Origin of the sequence: Acidovorax sp. sic0104 (assembly GCF_019219095.1) — a bacterium.
Taxonomy (GTDB): Bacteria; Pseudomonadota; Gammaproteobacteria; order Burkholderiales; family Burkholderiaceae_C; genus Acidovorax.
The window spans coordinates 252649-270163 of sequence record NZ_JAHUWH010000005.1; the positions used below are offsets into that span (position 1 = coordinate 252649).

A 17515-nucleotide genomic window follows, 5' to 3' on the forward strand; every position below is an offset into this window, starting at 1 on the left:
TCTTACGTGCATCCATGGCAATCCTTCCCATTCTCTGTTACCCGGACCCCCGGCTCCACAAGGTCGCCCGCCCCGTCGAAGCGGTCGACGACCGCATCCGCACGCTCGTGTCCGACATGCTGGCGACCATGTACGACGCGCAGGGCATCGGCCTGGCAGCCACCCAGGTCGATGCGCACGAGCGACTGGTGGTGATCGACGTGTCCGAGGGGCGCGACCAGCCCATGGTGCTGATCAACCCCGAGATTGTCTGGACCAGCGCCGAAAAGCACGTCAACGATGAGGGCTGCCTGTCGGTGCCTGGCATCTACGACGGCGTGGAGCGCTTCGACGCGGTCCATGTTCGCGCCCTGGACGCGCAAGGCCAGTCGCGCGTCATCGAGGCCGATGGCCTGCTGGCCGTGTGCATTCAGCATGAGATGGACCACCTCATGGGCAAGGTGTTCGTGGAATACCTGTCGCCGCTCAAGCGCAACCGCATCAAGACCAAGATGGTCAAGCAGCAGCGAGGGGCTCGCGAGTGACGGGCTCAGCGCTTCGCGCCTTGCGGGGCGGCGGAGTGCTGGCGCTGGCCGCGCTGGCGGCTCAGCTTGCGGGCTGTGCGCTGGTGGCCAGTGAAAAACCCGGTGCGATGCGTGAGGAGGTGATCGGCCGCCAGGGCCCGCCGACCGCAGTGGTGGCCCTGCCATCGGGAGAACGGCTGCTCTATTCAGAGCTTCCCGCAGGATCTGCCGCCTACAACCTGGATTTCAACGCATCGGGCCAATTGGTGAGCAACAGGCAGGTGCTCACGCAGACGGGCTTCGAGACCATTCCCGTCGGCACCTGGACAGCCTCCGATGTGCAAGGCACCTTCGGCCCGCCCTTGCGTGTGGAGCGGGTAGCCCGCTTCGATGGGGACATCTGGACCTACCGCTTCCGGCAGAACTCCGACCTGCGCCTGGCCCACGTCCACCTGGACCGCCAGGGCGTGGTGCGGATGGTGATGTTCACCGACGAGCTGCCCAATTTCGACAACGCGCGCGACTGATGGCTGCTGCACCGGCGGCCACAGCGCGCATGACCACTTCGTTTCCATGAGAGTCATCTTTGCCGGTACCCCCGAGTTCGCCCGCGTGGCGCTGGAGCGCCTTCTGGCCGCCGGCTTCACGGTGCCGCTCGTCCTGACCCAGCCAGACCGGCCCGCCGGGCGCGGCATGAAGATGCAGGCGTCGCCGGTCAAGCAGTGCGCCCAGGCCCACGGCATTGCCGTGGCGCAGCCGCGAAGCCTGCGTCTGGACGGCAAGTATCCTGAGGATGCCGCTGCTGCACGCGACGCGCTCGTTGCCGCCCGGGCCGACGTCATGGTGGTGGCCGCCTACGGCCTCATCCTTCCGCAGTGGACACTGGACCTGCCGCCCAAGGGCTGCCTCAACATCCACGCAAGCCTGCTGCCCCGCTGGCGCGGCGCTGCCCCCATCCACCGCGCCATCGAGGCCGGTGACGCCGAAACCGGCGTCACCATCATGCAGATGGATGCAGGCCTGGACACCGGCGACATGCTGTTGACCGAGCGCACGGCCATCGCCGCGAACGACACGACGGCAACCCTGCACGACCGGCTGGCCGTCCTGGGCGGGCGGATGGTTGTGGAGGCGCTGGAAATAGCGGCCTGCGGCGGCCTGCGGGCGCAGCCCCAGCCTGCCGAAGGCATCACCTACGCGCACAAGATCGAGAAGTCCGAGAGCGCCATCGACTGGTCCCTGCCAGCGCAGGTGATCGGCCAGCGCATCCGTGCATTCGACCCTTTCCCCGGTGCCAGCACTGAATGCGCTGGCGAGTCCATCAAGATCTGGAGCTATGAAATAGATAGCACGCAGGGCATGACCAGCGGGCGCCCGGGCCAGGTTCTTTCCGTCAGTGACAGCGGCGTGGCAGTAGCCTGCGGGGAAGGCTCGCTGTGCTTGACCACCCTGCAACGCGCAGGCGGCAAGCGGCTGGCCGCTGCAGATTTCCTGCGGGGGTTCGATGTGACACCCGGCATGGTGCTGGGCGCTGCGCAGGCAGCGGCGGCGGCACCCGGATGAGCCGCCGCACGCGCATTCGCAACACGCTGCGCCACCCCTACTTTCGCATGGCCGTGATCGACATGGCCGGCACCTCGCTGGGCATCGCCGCCTGGGGCCTGGTCACCGGCGTGGTCATGGTCAAGAGCGGCCTGTCCGTCGGCATGGCCGTTTTCATGTCACTGGTCGTCTATGCCGGCAGCGCACAGCTGGCGGTCATTCCCCTGCTCTCGGTGGGCGCACCGCTGTGGGTGGTGTGGCTCACCGCCAGTTGCGTGAACCTGCGCTTCGTGATCTTCAGCAGCATGTGGCGCAGCTACTTCGGCCACCTGCCGCTGCGCCAGCGGCTGGCGCTGGGCTACTTCAGCGGCGACGTGATCTATGTGGGCTTCATGAAGCGCTTTCCGCAGGCCCAGCCGCAGCCCGAACAAGTGCCGTACTTCTGCGGTGCAGCCAGCACCAACTGGCTGGCCTGGCAGGTGCCGTCCATCGCGGGGATCCTGCTGGCCAATACCGTGCCGTTGTCCTGGGGCCTCGGATTCGCCGGGGTGCTGGCGCTGCTGGGCGTGCTGCTGTCGCTGCTGTTCGACCGCGCCACCTGGCTGGCCACGGGCGTGGCGGGCACCGCGGCCATCGCGGCATTCGCGCTGCCCCTGAAGCTCAACATCCTGGTGGCCATCGCGGCTGCCGTTGCTGTGGGCCTGATCATGGAGGCCGTGGACCGCCGCCGCCACAAGCCCGAAGTCGTGCTGCTGCCCGCCGACAGCGTCCTGCCGCCTGAAGAGCGCGAGCACGTACAGGCCGGCGATGTGGTGCCGCTGCGCGAGGAGCGCCACCCATGAGCTGGAGCTGGATAGAGCCAGCCATCGCCATTCTGGGCCTGGCGATCATCACGGTGGTGTCGCGCTCTTTCTTCATGATCCCGGAGCGCGAACTGCCGCTGCCGGACTGGCTCAAGCGCGGCCTGAAATACGCGCCGCTGGCGGCACTGGCCGCCGTCATCGCGCCCGAGATCCTGATGGCGCAGGGCGAGCTCATCGACACATTCATGGACGCCCGCCTGCCCGCCGTGCTGTGCGCCAGCGGCTACTACTTCTGGAAGCGGGGCATCCTCGGGACCATCGTCGTGGGCATGGCGATCTACCTGCCGCTGCACATCGGGTTGGGTTGGTGAAGATTGCCCCCCCTGGGTCGCCTTCGGCGCCATCCCCCTGAGGGGGACGCACCCCGTGGCCTGGCAGAGCCAGTTCCACGGGTGCACTGGCGAGATGGCGGAGCACGTCAGCTCCATGCGCCGCGATCACTAAAATGGGCGCCGCGAGCCCTCCTTCCCCTTTTCACCTCTGCTATGAACATCCTCCGCTTTTCCGACCTGTGCGCCCAGGGCAAGGCCCAAGGCCAGCGCGTCTTCATTCGCGCCGACATGAACGTGCCGCAGGACGATGCCGGCCGCGTCACCGAAGACACCCGCATCCGCGCCTCGATCCCGTGCATCCGCATGGCGCTGGACGCCGGAGCCGCCGTCATGGTGACCAGCCACCTCGGCCGCCCGACCGAAGGCGAGTTCAAGCCCGAGGACTCCCTGGCACCCGTGGCCGCGCGGCTGTCCGAGCTGCTAGGCCGCGAGGTTCCCCTGGTGGCCAACTGGGTCGATGGCGTGACCGTGGCACCGGGCCAGGTCGTGCTGCTCGAGAACTGCCGCCTGAACGTGGGCGAGAAGAAGAACAAGGAAGAGCTGGCCAGGAAGCTGGCAGCCCTGTGCGATATCTTCGTGAACGATGCCTTCGGCACCGCCCATCGCGCCGAAGGCACCACCTACGGCATTGCCCAGTTCGCACCCATCGCCTGTGCGGGCCCGTTGCTGTCGGCCGAGATCGATGCGCTGACCAAGGCGCTGGCCCAGCCCCAGCGCCCCCTGGCGGCCATCGTCGCGGGCTCCAAGGTGTCGACCAAGCTCACCATTCTGAAGAGCCTGGCCGACAAGGTGGACCAGCTCATCGTGGGTGGCGGCATCGCCAATACCTTCATGCTGGCCGCCGGCCTGCCCATTGGAAAGAGCCTGGCCGAGCCCGACCTGCTGGACGCGGCGCGCGCCGTGATCGACGCCATGAAGGCGCGCGGAGCGGAAGTGCCGATCCCCACGGACGTGGTCACGGCCAAGGCGTTTGCCGCCGATGCGACCGCCACCGTCAAGGCCGCCAAGGATGTGGCCGATGACGACCTGATCCTGGACATCGGCCCCGAGACAGCGGCCCGCCTGTCAGCCCAGCTCAAGTCCGCAGGCACCATCGTCTGGAACGGGCCCGTGGGCGTTTTCGAGTTTGCCGCCTTTGAAAACGGCACCCGCGAAATCGCCAAGGCGATCGCCGAATCCCCCGCATTCAGCATCGCCGGCGGCGGCGACACCCTGGCGGCCATTGCCAAATACGGCATCGAAAAGCAGGTGGGATATATCTCTACAGGCGGCGGCGCCTTCCTGGAGGTGCTCGAGGGCAAGAAGCTGCCCGCTTTCGACATTCTGGAAAAACGAGCCGTTACCGCAAGTTGATATTTGTTACGTATGGAGTCGCAAGCGCATGCGACTCCGCGTAAGTAGTCACGCGCAACTGTGACCAAAAACAACGATTTGCGTGTGCGGGAGCGCAGTTACCTCAATTTTTTCTTGTTTTTGTTGAGTATCCCGCCCAGAATTATTTTTCAATCGCGTGGGATGTATCTGTTCATGTCCCCGCCTCTCAAAGTCCGTTGGAGGGAATCATGAAATTTTCAAAAGCAGTCGGCTTGGCGGTACTCGCTGGCGCAGTGGCTACATTGGCGGGGTGTGCTTACCGTTCGCCGATCCCTCTCGCAGAGAATTTTGAATTGACAAGCCAGCCCAAGGTCCGCTCGGCCGGCCATTGGGAACTGGTGTCCAACGATGTCGTGGCGCAGACGCTCAGCACGCTCGACAAGGCAGGCACTGCCCCAGGCACCGCGCTGTTCGTTGCGCAGCCGCCCAATCCCAGCGCATTCGACCTCGCCTTTCGCGATTTCCTGATCACCAAGCTCGTGCAAAGCGGTGCGCCCGTGCTGCAGGATCCCGGCCAGACGCTGACGGTGACCTACAACACCCAGGTCGTACGACACAACAGCCCCCGCCCACACTTCATCCCTGGCCAGTTCACCATGATCGCCGCGGGCCTGATGGCCGCCTATGGCCTGCGCCACGAGCATCTGGACGCCCAGTTGCTGGGCACCCTCGGCTTCACCGCACTGGCCGACTACGGCTCCAGCATCAACTCGGGCGGCCCCACCAACACCGAACTGATCCTGACCACCACCGTCACGCGCGGTGGCCAGTATGTGGCACGCAAGACCGATGTGTACTACCTGGAAAATGCGGACACGCCGCTGTTCCTGCGTCCCTCGTACTATCGGAACGTCAACATGAAGGTGGTCTCTCAATGAAATCCGTAGCACTCCTGACCGCGCTGGCCGCCGCAGCTTTGCTGGCCGGTTGCGCCAACAACAGCACGCCCGTGCGCACCGAGCCTACCTACCAGGAAGCCTCTGCCAACCAGTTCCTGAACAGCAGCCGCGACGCCGTGGCCAAGCTGACCGCTGGTTTCGACCTGAGTGCAACCGGCACCGGCCCGGTGCTCGTGGCCACGGTGGTCAACGTGAACGACCTCAGCCGTTCCGCACCCCTGGGCCGCACCCTGTCGGAGCAATACGCCTCGCACATGGCAGCCACCGGCTTCGATGTGAAGGAAATCAAGCTGCGCGGCGACGTGTTCGTTCGCGAAGGCGCTGGCGAACTGCTGCTCTCGCGCGAGATCAAGGACATCGCGCGCAGCCACAACGCTTCGCTCGTGCTCGTGGGAACGTATTCGGCCGCCGCCAACTTCACCTATGTGAGCCTGAAGCTCGTGCGCACCGAGGACAGCCGCATCATCCGTGGTTACGACTACGCGCTGCCCAACGACCGCGACGTGCAACGCCTGCTGGCCGTGCCGCGCTGATCCGCACGCTGCAAGCTCCCCCAAAGGCCGTTTCGACGGCCTTTTTTATTGCCTGACCGACGAGCACCTTGGCGCCACCCGCGCGCTCCGAAACATGGCAGCGCGCCGGCCGCTGCATCGATAGTGCGGTGCGCCGCAGGGCCCCACTTAAAATCACGCCCCATGACCTTCACCGACATGCTGCGCGACGCCACGGCGCAGAACAACTCCCTGCTGTGCGTGGGCCTGGATCCGGAGCCCACGCGGTTTCCTGCAGGGATGCAGGGCGATGCCCACAGGATCTACGACTTCTGCGCAGCCATCGTGGACGCCACGGCCGACCTCGTCTGTGCGTTCAAGCCCCAGATCGCCTACTTTGCCGCGCACGGTGCCGAAGACCAGCTTGAGCGCCTGATGCAGCACATGCGCGCCAACGCACCGCACGTGCCCGTCATCCTGGATGCCAAGCGGGGCGACATCGGCTCCACCGCAGAGCAATACGCCAAGGAGGCATTCGAGCGCTACGGGGCCGACGCTGTCACTCTTTCACCCTTCATGGGGTTCGACTCCATCGAGCCCTACCTCGCCTACCATGGCAAGGGTGCCTTCCTGCTGTGCCGCACCTCCAACCCGGGTGGCGACGACCTGCAGACGCAGCGCCTGGCCAGCGTCGACGGCCAGCCGCTCATGTACGAGCACGTGGCGCGCCTGGCGCAGGGGCCCTGGAACAAGAATGGCCAACTGGGCCTGGTGGTGGGCGCAACCTACCCGCAGGAGATCGAGCGCGTGCGGGCCATTGCGCCCACGCTGCCGCTGCTGATCCCCGGCGTGGGTGCGCAGGGCGGCGACGCCGCAGCCACCGTGCGCGCCGGGCTGCGCGACGGCGGGCCGATCATCGTGAACTCGTCGCGGTCCATTCTGTACGCCTCCAAGGGCGACGACTTTGCGGATGCAGCGCGCACCGAGGCGCAGCGCACCCGCGCCGTGCTCGAAGCCTCCCGCAGCCGCTAGGGCCGCACCGCGCCCTGGGCCGAAGCACAAGCACCTGCCCGATTCGCCGGCCCACACCCCACCGCCATGCAGCTCAAATGGCTTGAAGACTTCATCGTCCTCGCGCAGGAGCGCAGCTTCACCCGCGCGGCCGAGCTGCGGCACGTGACCCACCCGGCTTTCGGGCGCCGCATCCGCGCGTTGGAGGCCTGGGCCGGCACGCCGCTCGTGGAGCGCACCAGCGGCCCGGTCACACTGACGCCCGCGGGCCACAGCTTCCTGGAAACAGCAGGCCAGCTCGCCCGGAACCTCGCCCAGTCGCATGAGGAGCTGCAAAGCCTGGCTGGCCGCCAGGCCCGCACCGTGACCCTGGCCACCGGCCGCACGCTCGCGCGCACCGTGGTGGCCGACTGGCTGGTGCGCCTGCAGCCGCTGCTGCAGGGGGGGGAACTGTGCATCCGGACGCGCGCGCTGGCAGACACCGTGGCCCTGCTGGAGCGCAACGAGGCCGACTTCTCCCTGGTCTACCACCACCCCGCGCTCGCCATCCGGCTTGATGCGCGGCAGTTCCTGCACCGGACGGTGGCGTCGGACCGGCTGGTGCCCGTCTCGCGCGCCACGGCCCAGGGGCACGCGCTACACCGGTTCGGGCCCTCCGGCGCCACCGATACCGTGCCCTATCTTGCCTACGCGCCACAGCTGGCACTGGGTCGGCTGGTGGAAGACCACCTCGCCCACAACCCCCATGCCCCGCGCCTGCAGCGGGTGGTGGAATGCGACTCGGCCGACGCACACTATGAGTACGTGCAAAAGGGCCTGGGCGTGGCCTGGCTCCCCTGGTCCATGGTGCACGCCGACTGCCAGGCAAGGCGCCTCGCGCTGGCCGGCGATGCGCGCATGGAGGTGCGCTTCGACGTGCGCCTGTACCGCCCCAAGCGCCGCCTGGGACCGCTCGCCGAGGCCCTCTGGAAAGCGCTTTCGCAGCGCTGACGCCCGGGTTTTCCCTGCATGGCGGGTACAGATTGGCAATGGTTGGTGCCGTTTCGGCACCAACTGGTCAGATCTCTTTTTTGACAATGGTGCACGCCGCAGGAAGTTTCATGACGCGCCCGATGCCCCCCCCGGTGGCCCGTGCCAGTGTCCCGTGGCGGCTTGCAGCAGTTCAGAACAAACTTTGACCAGGACCCCCACCATGCACAACCCGTCTTTGTCCTCCCCGCTGCGCCGCACCGCGCTGCTGTGCGCATTCGCAACCCTCGCCGCGGTGCCCGCCTGGGCGCAGCAGGACGCCTACCCGTCCAAGCCCATCACCATCGTCGTGGGCTACCCGCCCGGCGGCAGCACCGACCTCACGGCACGCACCGTGGCCACCGAACTGGGCGCCAAGCTCGGCGTGCCCGTGGTGATCGAGAACATCGGCGGCGCGGGCGGTGCCATCGGCGCGCAGAAGGTGGCCAACGCGGCAGCGGACGGCTACACGCTGCTGGTCGGCGCCAGCAACGAGATCGCCATCAACAAGCTGGTCACCAAGAAAGTGAAGTACGACGTCAAGGACTTCACTGCCATCGGCCTCATTGCCTCGCAGCCGCTGGTGCTCGTGGCGTCCACCGGTTCGGGCGTGAAGAACCTGGCCGAGTTCACGCAGAAGGTGTCGAAAAACCCCGGCAAGTTCAGCTACGGCAGCTCGGGCGTGGGCACATCGCTGCACCTGGCGGGCGAGATGGTCAAGGAGCAGGGCAAGCTGTTCATGACACACATCCCCTACCGCGGCGTAGCCCCGCTGACCAACGACCTCATGGGCAACAACCTGGAATACGGCGTGTTCGTGCTCTCCAGCGGACTGCCGCACATCCGCAGCGGCAAAGTGATCGCCCTGGGCACCACCGAGGCCAAGCGCTCGCCCACCACGCCGGACATCCCGGCCCTGGCCGAATCGCCGCAGTACAAGAATGTGGACATCGGCGTGTGGTTCGCCTTGCTGGCCCCGGCCAATCTGCCCAAGCCCGTGTTCGACAAGGTGAAGAAAGCCCTGAACGACAGCCTGCAGTCGCCCGAGTTCAAGAAGAAGATGGAAGCCACCGGCTCCACGGTGGCTGCCACCAACGTGAACATCGACCAGTACCTGGCCGCCGAAGTGGCCAAGTACAAGAAGATCGTCGAATTCGCCAAGATCGAAGAATGACCCGCAACGCCGCCACCGCCACCGACACCGACATGCAGCCCCTGACCTTTGAATTGCCTGCGCCCGACATCAGCGCCTGGCGCGCCGGCAACACCAGCACCGAAGGCGTCTGGCACTTCGATTCGGGCCGGCCCGGACGCCATGTGATGCTCAGCGCCCTGGTGCACGGCAACGAGCTGTGCGGCGCCTGGGCGCTCAAGGGGCTGCTCGAAGCCGGCGTGCGGCCCGGCACTGGCACGCTCACGCTGGCCTTCTGCAACCTCGCGGCCTTCGATCGTTTCGATGCCGCGAACCACGATGCCTCGCGCTTCACCGACGAGGACCTCAACCGCCAGTGGCTCGACGAGCGCATGGACGCCGGCGACACCGCCGAACGCCGCCGTGCCGCCGCGCTGCGGCCCTTCGTCGCGCAGGCGGACTGGCTGCTCGATATCCACTCCATGCACGAGCCCTCCGCGCCGCTGCTGCTCACCGGTATCCAGCCGCGCAACCTGGAACTCGCGCGTGCCATGCGCTCGCCCGAGCACATCGTGGTGGACGCGGGCCACAAGGACGGCGTGCGCATGCGCGACTACGGCCGCTTCGGTGCGCCAGATGACAACGGCACCCGCTCCCTGCTCGTCGAATGCGGCTTCCACGGCGACCCCGCCAGCCGCGCCGTGGCGCAGGACCAGTGCGTGCGCTTTCTGGAGCAGTCCGGCGTCATCGGTGCAGAGGCCCTGGCGCAGTGGCTGCCCGGCTGGCGCCTGCCCGATGCACCGCGGCAGTGGGCGCTCGAAGTGACGGGCCCCGTGGTGGCCACGAGCAGTGCCTTTCGCTTCGCGGGCCCCTACACCGGGCTGGAAGTGTTCAGCCAGGCCGGCACCGTGGTGGGCGACAACGATGGCGTTCCGGTGACCACGCCGTACGACGACTGCGTTCTGGTCATGCCCTCGGTGCGGCAGGCCCGCGCGGGCGTGACGGTGGTGCGCTTCGCGCGGCGCCACGCCCTGGCCTGATACCGCAGGGGGAGCGGCGCAGCCTCACTGCGCCGCGCGCGCCGCGTCGATGTGGGCCTGCACCCGCTGCGCGAGCGCGATGTCGCCCGGGGTCTCGGGACTCCACCGGTCGATGGCGCGGGGCTGCTCGTCAGCATCCACCGCCGTATAGACGGCCACGCAATGCACCACCTCCTGCTGCGGCTCGCCGTGTACCGCGCCGCTGCGCACCTCGATGGCCAGGTGCATGGAAGCCTCCACCGTGGATGCGAGGCGCGCATGCACCTCCACCAGGTCCCCAGGGCGAATCGGGCGCACAAAATGCGCACCGCCCACGAATTCTGTGATGCAAGGCCCTTTGGCCCACGCGCTCGCACAGGCAAAGCCGGCCTCGTCCACCCAGCGCAGCACCGTGCCGCCGGGCACGCGCCCCGCCCGCGCAAGAGTGCTCTGGGAGGCCAGGAAACGCAGGGTGATGGATTGCATGCGGAGTGCTCCACGAAAGCGGTGTGAGGCCATTATCGCCAGCGTCCTGAGGCGCTGAGCAGCCGCGCGCGTCAGCGCCGGCCGTGCGCTGGCGTAGGCGCTGCGCGGGTTTGCGGCAGCCGGTTGCCAGCGGCCGGGCACCAGCATGGTGCTTGACCTGAGTCAATACACCGCGCCCCGCTAGTGCCTACATTGCGTAACAACTCTGCGGCACACGCATCCGTTTCGCTGGCCGGCGGCCGCACCGGTCCCCACCCTTGCACGCCCGGGCGTGCCGCCTTGCCATGTCATTGCTTCACCGACTGAACCTGCTCGAAAAATTCCTGATCCTTGGGACCATCGGGCTCCTCATGAGCGCGCTGCCCACCTATGTGTATGTGGCAGACGCATTGCGCGGCATCGCCCACGCGCGCCAGGAAGCGCGCGGCGTGCCCCCGGCGCAGGCCGTCACGCGGCTGGTGCAGACGCTTCAGGTGCACCGTGGCCTGTCGGCCGGCATGCTGGGCGGCGACGAATCGCTGGCCGCACGCCGCCCCGCCGCACGCGAAGCGGTGGAAGCCGCGCTGCGCGATGTCACCGCGCGCTTTGCCGCCGCCGGCGTGCCCCCCGCGCAGGCCTCGGCATGGACCGACGCACAACAGGCCTGGCGCACCCTGGAGACGGCGGTGGCCGCGCGCGGCATCGAGCTGGCGCAGAGCACGGCGCAGCACACGCAGCTCATCGGCACGCTGCTGCAGCTGAGTGAATCACTGGTGCACGCCTACGGCCTGCAGATAGACCCCGAAGCGCCCACGCAAGCGCTCATCCAGTCGTCGCTGATCCAGGCCCCCCTGCTCGGCGAAAAACTGGGCCTGCTGCGCGCGCAGGGCGCTGGTGCACTGGGGCGGGGCCAGCTCACGCCCGAAGCCAAGGGCCAGATGCTGGTGCTGCAGCAGCGCGTGTCCGAGCTGCAGGGCGACACCTTCCGCGGCCTGCAGCGCGCGCTGCAGGGTGACCCGGCATTGCACAAGGCCCTGGGCAGCAGCACCGAGGACATCAAGTCACAGATCCAGCAGTCCGTCCAGTTGGCCGACCGCGAGGTGATCAGCGCCACCGAACTCAAGATGGCATCCAAGGACTATTTCGACGCGCTCACGCGCACCCTCGAGGGGCTCAACACGCTCAACACCCAGGCGCTCTCCAGCCTGGACCAGGCGCTGCAGGACCGCGTGGCGCGGCTGCAGCGCAGCCTGCTCTGGGTGGCGATGGCGCTGGCGGTGACGCTGTCGGCCACCTGCGCGATGGCACTGGTGTTTGTGCGCTCGATGACGCAGCCGCTGCAGCAGGCCGTGGGCCTGGCCCGCGCGGTGGCGCAGGGCGACCTGGCTGGAGCGCCCATCGCGCATGGGACGAACGAGGTGGGCCAGCTGCTGGCGGCACTGCTGCAGATGCGCACGCAGCTCACGGACGTGGTGCGCCAGGTGCGCAGCGGCTCGGAGAGCGTGGCCACCGCCAGCGTGCAGATCGCGCAGGGCAACACCGACCTGTCAGCCCGCACCGAGAGCCAGGCCAGCGCGCTGGAGGAGACCGCCGCCTCGATGGAGCAGCTCAGCTCCACCGTGCGCCAGAACGCCGACAGCGCGCGCCAGGCCAGCCAGCTGGCCGACAGTGCCAGCACCGTCGCCGTGCAGGGTGGCGAGGTGGTGGCCCAGGTGGTGCACACCATGCAGGGCATCAACGCGTCATCGCAGAAGATCTCGGACATCATCGGCGTGATCGACTCCATCGCGTTCCAGACCAACATCCTCGCGCTCAACGCCGCGGTGGAAGCAGCCCGCGCGGGCGAGCAGGGCCGTGGCTTTGCGGTGGTGGCCAGCGAGGTGCGCAGCCTGGCCGGCCGCAGCGCAGAGGCCGCGCGCGAGATCAAGGCACTCATCAGCGCCAGCGTGGAGCGCGTGGAGCACGGCACGGCCCTGGTGGACCGCGCTGGCACCACGATGAACGAGGTCGTCCAGGCCATCCGCCGCGTGACGGACATCGTGGGCGAGATCAGCACGGCCAGCCACGAGCAGTCGCTGGGCGTGGCCCAGGTGGGCGAGGCCGTGACGCAGATGGACCAGGTCACGCAGCAGAACGCCGCCCTGGTCGAGGAAATGGCCGCCGCCGCCGGCAGCCTCAAGGTGCAGGCCGAGGACCTGGTGCAGGTGGTGTCGGTGTTCCGCCTGGGGGACGAGGGCCGCACGCGCATGCATGCTGCCGTGCCAGCGCGCGCATCGCTACAAGTTCAATAGCTGCCAGCGCTTGATGGTCAAGCGCTAGAAGTCATTTTCGTTTGAATACCACGCGTCAAATCCCCGGGGCGGCGCGCTCGATGCCCAATGCAGCCAGCTCCGCATCGCTGAACACCCGCGAGCGCGTGTGGAAGGCCTTGCCCTCGGGCCCTTCCAGCGAGAAGGTGCCGCCCGTGCCATCGATCACGTCGATGATGAGCTGCGTGTGCTTCCAGGTCTCGTACTGCGCGCGCCCGATGTAGAACGGACAGCCGCCGATGTCGCCCAGGTACACGTCGCCCGCGCCCATCGTGATCTCGCCGGGCAGATAGCAGTTGGCCGCGCTGTTGTCGCAGCAGCCGCCCGACTGGTGGAACATCAGGTCAGGCCCGTGCTTGGCTTGCAGAAAGGCCACCAGCTCCAGCGCGGCGGGGGTGGCGATGACTTTGTCGACCATGGGTGTCTCCCGGTTCATCAGCGTCAATGGAAGCAAGCGTCCCGGCACGTTGGAACAACGGGCCGGCAGCAGGCGCTTGCAGCGGTTCACAAACCGTTCCTGGCTAGGGATCCTCTGCACGAATCGAGCTGCCAAGTGTGCGCTGCGGATCGGGATGGCGTGCAAGGCGCAAAACGCAGCAATAGCCGTAGCTATTGCGAGTATTTGCAACGCCGCAGGCCGCCCGAGACCGCAGATGCACACGGCGCGATGATTCGTGCAGAGGGTCCCTAGGCGTCTTCGTCGCAGACAGTAGCAACGCTACGGCAAGACGGAGCAACGACGCCAGGGACGGTTTTTGGACCGCCACCCCCTCAGAAGAAGCCGAGCTTGTTTTCGCTGTAGCTCACCAGCAAGTTTTTGGTCTGCTGATAGTGGTCCAGCATCATCTTGTGCGTCTCGCGCCCGATGCCCGACTCCTTGTAGCCGCCGAACGCCGCGTGCGCTGGATACGCGTGGTAGCAGTTGGTCCACACACGCCCGGCCTTGATCGCGCGACCCATGCGGTAGGCGACGTTGCCGTTGCGGCTCCACACGCCCGCGCCCAGGCCGTAGAGCGTGTCGTTGGCGATGGCCATGGCCTCGGCCTCGTCCTTGAAGGTGGTCACGGCCAGCACGGGGCCGAAGATTTCCTCCTGGAAGATGCGCATCTTGTTGTGGCCCTTGAACAGCGTGGGCTGCACGTAGTAGCCGCCTTCCAGGTCGCCGCCCAGGTGGGCCTGGCCGCCACCGGCCAGCACTTCGGCGCCTTCCTGCTTGCCCAGGTCCAGGTAGCTCAGAATCTTGGTGAGCTGCTCCTTGCTGGCCTGCGCGCCCATCATGCTGTCGGTGTCCAGCGGGTTCTGGTGCTTGATGGCGGCCACACGCTTCAAAACGCGTTCCATGAACTTGTCGTAGATCGATTCCTGAATGAGTGCGCGCGAAGGGCAGGTGCAGACCTCGCCCTGGTTGAATGCAAACAGCACCAGGCCTTCGATGGCCTTGTCGAGGAAGGCATCGTCCTTGTCCATCACGTCGGCAAAGAAGATGTTGGGGCTCTTGCCGCCCAGCTCCAGCGTGGCGGGGATCAGGTTGTTGGCAGCGGCCTGCGCGATCACGCGGCCCGTGCTGGTGGAGCCGGTGAACGCGATCTTGGCGATACGCTTGCTCTGCGCCAGCGGCATGCCCGCTTCCCGGCCAAAACCGTTGACGATGTTGAGCACGCCGGGCGGCAGCAGGTCGGCGATCAGCTCGACCAGGATGAGGATGGAGATGGGGGTGGACTCTGCAGGCTTGAGCACCACGCAGTTGCCCGCACCCAGCGCCGGGGCCAGCTTCCACGCGGCCATCAGGATGGGGAAGTTCCACGGAATGATCTGGCCCACCACGCCCAGCGGTTCCTGGATGTGGTACGCCACCGTGTTCTCGTCGATGTTGCTCAATGCGCCTTCTTGCGCGCGCACACAGCCCGCGAAGTAGCGGAAGTGGTCCACGGTGAGCGGGATGTCGGCGTTCAGCGTCTCGCGGATGGCCTTGCCGTTGTCCACGGTTTCGGCATACGCCAGGCGCTCCAGGTTTTCCTCGATGCGATTGGCGATCTTGAGCAGCAGGTTGGCACGCGTGGCCGCGTCCGTCTTGCCCCAGGCGTCGGCGGCGGCGTGGGCGGCGTCCAGTGCCAGTTCGATGTCTTCGGCCGTGGAGCGCGCGGCCTGGGTGTAGACCTTGCCGCTCACGGGCGTGATGACATCAAAGTACTGGCCCTTGACGGGCGGCACGAATTTGCCGCCGATGAAGTTGTCGTACCGGGGCTTGTAGGTGATCTTGGCGCCTGGGGCGCCGGGGGCTGCGTACACGGTCATGAGCGTTGTCTCCTGCGGTTGTTGTGGACATCGGCCGGGCCCATGGGCCCTTCCGATGCCACAGCCCTACTCAAAACACATGCCAGCCTGCGCCCAGGCGTGGGCCCTTGATTTCATTGACTTTTTGGAAGCACTCACCGCGCCCACCTGTCGCAGCGGACAACCCCCGCCGTGCCGGGGCGCGACACCTGTCACGAAATGGAACAGTTGGCACCGCGCTTGCGCCCACACCCTTGCCCCGCGCCGCAGCGCCCGCCATACTGGCCTATACACCACAAGCGGGCCGCCCTGAGCCCGCACGGAGACAAAGCGTGCGCCCCACCAACACCTCCCCCGTCGCCCTGCGACAGGCCCGCCAGCATCTGCTGGACTCTGGCCAGTGCCCCAGCGGCCTGGTGGACGATCGCGTGGCCCGCTCCTGGTCGCGCAGCCTGGCCGCGGGCCTGGTACCCACCGGGCGGCCCCAGGGCATCGACCACCCCAGCAGCGGCACGCTGCGCCAGGTGCTGGCCAGCAACCCAGAGCTGCTGGCGCACTCCAGACCGGTGATGGAATACCTGTTCGAGCAAGTGCGCCACAGCCAGAGCGTGGTGGTGCTGGCCGACCGGCGCGGCATGCTCATGCACACGCTGGGCGACCCGGCTTTTGTGGGCAAGGCCGAGCGCGTGGCGCTGACCAGCGGAGCCTCGTGGCACGAGGCGCACCGGGGTACCAACGCCATCGGCACGGCCCTGGCCGAGGGCTGCGCGGTGCAGGTGCATGGCGGCGAGCACTACCTGGAACGCAACGGCTTTCTCACCTGCGCGGCCTCGCCCATCCTCTCGGCCACGGGCGAGCTGCTGGGCATCCTCGACATCTCGGGCGACTACCGCAACGGCCACGCGCACGCATTGGGCCTGGTGAGCACCGCCGCCCGCATGATCGAAAACCGCCTGCTGGCCGCCACCTGCAAACGCAACATCCGCCTGCACCTGCACCGCGATCCGGAGGGCATCGGCAGCGTGGCCGAAGGCATCGTGGCCGTGTCGGCCGACGGCTGGATCGTGGGTGCCAACCGCGTGGCGCTGGCCCAGCTGGGCCTGCACGCGGGCGACCTGGGCGCCACCTTGCTGGAGCGGGTGCTGGATGTGCGGCTGGACAACCTGCTCTCGCACCACAGGCGCCGCCCGCAGCAGCCCCAGGCCGTGCGCACGCCCGAAGGCGGCCTGCTGTTTGCGCAGGTGCAGATGGACGCCGCCGCGTGGGTCACCCCATCGCCCTGCACCCCAGTTGCCCGCACTGCAGCCGCCCAAGACGCGCTGGCCCAGCTGGACACCGGCGACGCCCGCTGGCGCAGCGCCGCCGACAAGGCGCGCCGCGTGCTGGGCAAGCCGATCGCGGTGCTGGTGCTGGGCGAGTCGGGCGTGGGCAAGGAGGTGTTCGCGCGCGCCCTGCACGCCAGCGGCCCGCGCCGGGACGCACCCTTCGTGCCCATCAACTGCGCGGCCATCCCCGAGCACCTGATCGAGTCGGAGCTATTCGGCCACGTGGCCGGCGCCTTCACCGGCGCGCGCAAGGACGGCAGCCTGGGCCGCCTGCGCGAGGCCCACGGCGGCACGCTGTTCCTGGACGAGATCGGCGACATGCCCCTGGCGCTGCAGACCCGCCTGCTGCGCGTGCTGCAGGAGCGCAGCGTGACACCGGTGGGCGCGGGCAAGCCGGTGCCGGTGGACTTCGCGCTCATCTGCGCCACACACAGCCAGCTGCAGCAGGCGGCCGAGCAGGGGCGCTTTCGGCAGGACCTGTACTACCGCATCAACGGCCTCACGGTGCAGCTGCCCGCGCTGCGCGAGCGCAGCGACTTCGTCGCCCTCACGCGGCGCCTGCTGGTTGACCTGGCCGCCGAGCAGGGCCTGGGCTTGGCGGTGCAAGTGGACCCTGACGTGCTCGCCCGCCTTGCGGCCCATGCGTGGCCCGGCAACCTGCGCCAGCTGGCCAACGGTCTGCGCACGGCATGCGCCATGCTGGAAGAGGGTGAGGACACGCTGGGCTGGAGTCACCTGCCCGACGACCTGGCACAAGCGCTGGTCGCGGCCCCGGACTACGCCGCTGCACAGTGCGAGGCCGCGGCGGCCCCGCCACCGCTGAACCTGCAGCAGCTGTCCCATGCCGCCATCGACCAGGCGCTGCAGGCCGCGCGCGGCAACATGTCGCAGGCGGCCCGGGAACTGGGCATCAGCCGGCAGACGCTGTACCGCAAGCTGGGCCATCGCACGGCGCGATAGCTATATTT

Annotated in this window: 17 protein-coding genes; 14 read left to right on the forward strand and 3 right to left on the reverse strand. The window is 67.7% G+C overall.

From position 1 onward, the window contains the following. The first annotated feature begins 14 nt into the window (after positions 1-14). The 12 genes from def (at position 15) to KW835_RS10925 (ending at position 10195) form a co-directional block, all read left to right on the forward strand. Positions 15-524: a peptide deformylase gene (gene def / locus KW835_RS10870; RefSeq protein ID WP_218382383.1), complete on the forward strand. Its 510-nt coding sequence runs from the start codon at positions 15-17 to the stop codon at positions 522-524. Then, the gene (locus KW835_RS10875; RefSeq protein ID WP_218382384.1) at positions 521-1030 is read left to right on the forward strand and encodes a hypothetical protein; all 510 of its coding nucleotides are present in this window, start codon (positions 521-523) and stop codon (positions 1028-1030) included. The genes def and KW835_RS10875 overlap by 4 nt, the downstream gene beginning before the upstream one ends. Positions 1031-1076: 46 nt before the next feature. After that, positions 1077-2066, forward strand: coding sequence for a methionyl-tRNA formyltransferase (fmt, locus tag KW835_RS10880; protein ID WP_218382385.1), 990 nt, complete (start codon positions 1077-1079; stop codon positions 2064-2066). Continuing rightward, positions 2063-2887 carry an AzlC family ABC transporter permease gene (locus KW835_RS10885; protein ID WP_218382386.1) on the forward strand — a complete coding sequence of 275 codons (825 nt, stop codon included), beginning with the start codon at positions 2063-2065 and terminating at the stop codon, positions 2885-2887. The genes fmt and KW835_RS10885 overlap by 4 nt, the downstream gene beginning before the upstream one ends. After that, on the forward strand, positions 2884-3219 hold the full coding sequence (locus KW835_RS10890) for an AzlD domain-containing protein (protein WP_218382387.1): 336 nt from the start codon (positions 2884-2886) through the stop codon (positions 3217-3219). Before KW835_RS10885 ends, KW835_RS10890 begins: the two co-directional genes overlap by 4 nt. Before the next feature lie 174 nt (positions 3220-3393). Further along, a complete protein-coding gene (locus KW835_RS10895; protein ID WP_218382388.1) occupies positions 3394-4593 on the forward strand; it encodes a phosphoglycerate kinase in 1200 nt (399 codons plus the stop codon). A gap of 209 nt (positions 4594-4802) precedes the next feature. After that, a complete protein-coding gene (locus KW835_RS10900) occupies positions 4803-5492 on the forward strand; it encodes a hypothetical protein (RefSeq protein WP_218382389.1) in 690 nt (229 codons plus the stop codon). Further along, positions 5489-6046, forward strand: coding sequence for a FlgO family outer membrane protein (locus KW835_RS10905; RefSeq protein ID WP_218382390.1), 558 nt, complete (start codon positions 5489-5491; stop codon positions 6044-6046). The genes KW835_RS10900 and KW835_RS10905 overlap by 4 nt, the downstream gene beginning before the upstream one ends. Positions 6047-6208: 162 nt before the next feature. Beyond that, the gene (gene pyrF / locus KW835_RS10910; RefSeq protein WP_218382391.1) at positions 6209-7036 is read left to right on the forward strand and encodes an orotidine-5'-phosphate decarboxylase; all 828 of its coding nucleotides are present in this window, start codon (positions 6209-6211) and stop codon (positions 7034-7036) included. Between the two features lie 66 nt (positions 7037-7102). Further along, positions 7103-8005, forward strand: coding sequence for a LysR family transcriptional regulator (locus KW835_RS10915; protein ID WP_218382392.1), 903 nt, complete (start codon positions 7103-7105; stop codon positions 8003-8005). A 202-nt stretch (positions 8006-8207) separates the two neighbouring features. Next, entirely contained in the window at positions 8208-9197 is a 990-nt protein-coding gene (locus KW835_RS10920; RefSeq protein WP_218382393.1) for a tripartite tricarboxylate transporter substrate binding protein, read from the forward strand. Continuing rightward, complete coding sequence (locus KW835_RS10925; protein WP_255593458.1) at positions 9194-10195, forward strand: succinylglutamate desuccinylase/aspartoacylase family protein; 1002 nt, start codon at positions 9194-9196, stop codon at positions 10193-10195. The genes KW835_RS10920 and KW835_RS10925 overlap by 4 nt, the downstream gene beginning before the upstream one ends. Before the next feature lie 24 nt (positions 10196-10219). Here the strand turns inward: KW835_RS10925 and KW835_RS10930 are convergent, their stop codons facing one another. Continuing rightward, positions 10220-10660 carry an acyl-CoA thioesterase gene (locus tag KW835_RS10930; protein WP_218382394.1) on the reverse strand — a complete coding sequence of 147 codons (441 nt, stop codon included), beginning with the start codon at positions 10658-10660 and terminating at the stop codon, positions 10220-10222. A gap of 284 nt (positions 10661-10944) precedes the next feature. Between KW835_RS10930 and KW835_RS10935 the strand changes: the two genes are divergently transcribed. Next, positions 10945-12930 (forward strand): methyl-accepting chemotaxis protein, encoded by a 1986-nt coding sequence (locus tag KW835_RS10935; RefSeq protein WP_218382395.1) that lies wholly within the window; start codon positions 10945-10947, stop codon positions 12928-12930. A gap of 55 nt (positions 12931-12985) precedes the next feature. On the opposite strand, the gene KW835_RS10940 is transcribed toward KW835_RS10935, so the two are convergent. Both KW835_RS10940 and KW835_RS10945 read right to left on the reverse strand, forming a co-directional pair. Then, positions 12986-13366, reverse strand: a complete 381-nt coding sequence (locus KW835_RS10940) for a DUF779 domain-containing protein (RefSeq protein WP_218382396.1) — start codon at positions 13364-13366, stop codon at positions 12986-12988. A 353-nt stretch (positions 13367-13719) separates the two neighbouring features. After that, positions 13720-15243 carry an aldehyde dehydrogenase family protein gene (locus KW835_RS10945; protein WP_218382397.1) on the reverse strand — a complete coding sequence of 508 codons (1524 nt, stop codon included), beginning with the start codon at positions 15241-15243 and terminating at the stop codon, positions 13720-13722. Between the two features lie 311 nt (positions 15244-15554). On the opposite strand from KW835_RS10945, the gene KW835_RS10950 reads away from it, so the two are divergent. Next, positions 15555-17507 carry a sigma-54-dependent Fis family transcriptional regulator gene (locus tag KW835_RS10950; RefSeq protein WP_218382398.1) on the forward strand — a complete coding sequence of 651 codons (1953 nt, stop codon included), beginning with the start codon at positions 15555-15557 and terminating at the stop codon, positions 17505-17507. The last annotated feature ends 8 nt before the right edge of the window (positions 17508-17515 follow it).

Coding starts and splice junctions, on each gene's coding strand:
- fmt (WP_218382385.1), top strand. CDS start 1,077: ATGAGAGTCATCTTTGCCGGTACCCCCGAGTTCGCCCGCGTGGCGCTG.
- def (WP_218382383.1), top strand. CDS start 15: ATGGCAATCCTTCCCATTCTCTGTTACCCGGACCCCCGGCTCCACAAG.
- KW835_RS10885 (WP_218382386.1), top strand. CDS start 2,063: ATGAGCCGCCGCACGCGCATTCGCAACACGCTGCGCCACCCCTACTTT.
- pyrF (WP_218382391.1), top strand. CDS start 6,209: ATGACCTTCACCGACATGCTGCGCGACGCCACGGCGCAGAACAACTCC.
- KW835_RS10905 (WP_218382390.1), top strand. CDS start 5,489: ATGAAATCCGTAGCACTCCTGACCGCGCTGGCCGCCGCAGCTTTGCTG.
- KW835_RS10940 (WP_218382396.1), bottom strand. CDS start 13,366: ATGGTCGACAAAGTCATCGCCACCCCCGCCGCGCTGGAGCTGGTGGCC.
- KW835_RS10930 (WP_218382394.1), bottom strand. CDS start 10,660: ATGCAATCCATCACCCTGCGTTTCCTGGCCTCCCAGAGCACTCTTGCG.
- KW835_RS10935 (WP_218382395.1), top strand. CDS start 10,945: ATGTCATTGCTTCACCGACTGAACCTGCTCGAAAAATTCCTGATCCTT.
- KW835_RS10900 (WP_218382389.1), top strand. CDS start 4,803: ATGAAATTTTCAAAAGCAGTCGGCTTGGCGGTACTCGCTGGCGCAGTG.
- KW835_RS10945 (WP_218382397.1), bottom strand. CDS start 15,243: ATGACCGTGTACGCAGCCCCCGGCGCCCCAGGCGCCAAGATCACCTAC.
- KW835_RS10895 (WP_218382388.1), top strand. CDS start 3,394: ATGAACATCCTCCGCTTTTCCGACCTGTGCGCCCAGGGCAAGGCCCAA.
- KW835_RS10915 (WP_218382392.1), top strand. CDS start 7,103: ATGCAGCTCAAATGGCTTGAAGACTTCATCGTCCTCGCGCAGGAGCGC.
- KW835_RS10925 (WP_255593458.1), top strand. CDS start 9,194: ATGACCCGCAACGCCGCCACCGCCACCGACACCGACATGCAGCCCCTG.
- KW835_RS10890 (WP_218382387.1), top strand. CDS start 2,884: ATGAGCTGGAGCTGGATAGAGCCAGCCATCGCCATTCTGGGCCTGGCG.
- KW835_RS10920 (WP_218382393.1), top strand. CDS start 8,208: ATGCACAACCCGTCTTTGTCCTCCCCGCTGCGCCGCACCGCGCTGCTG.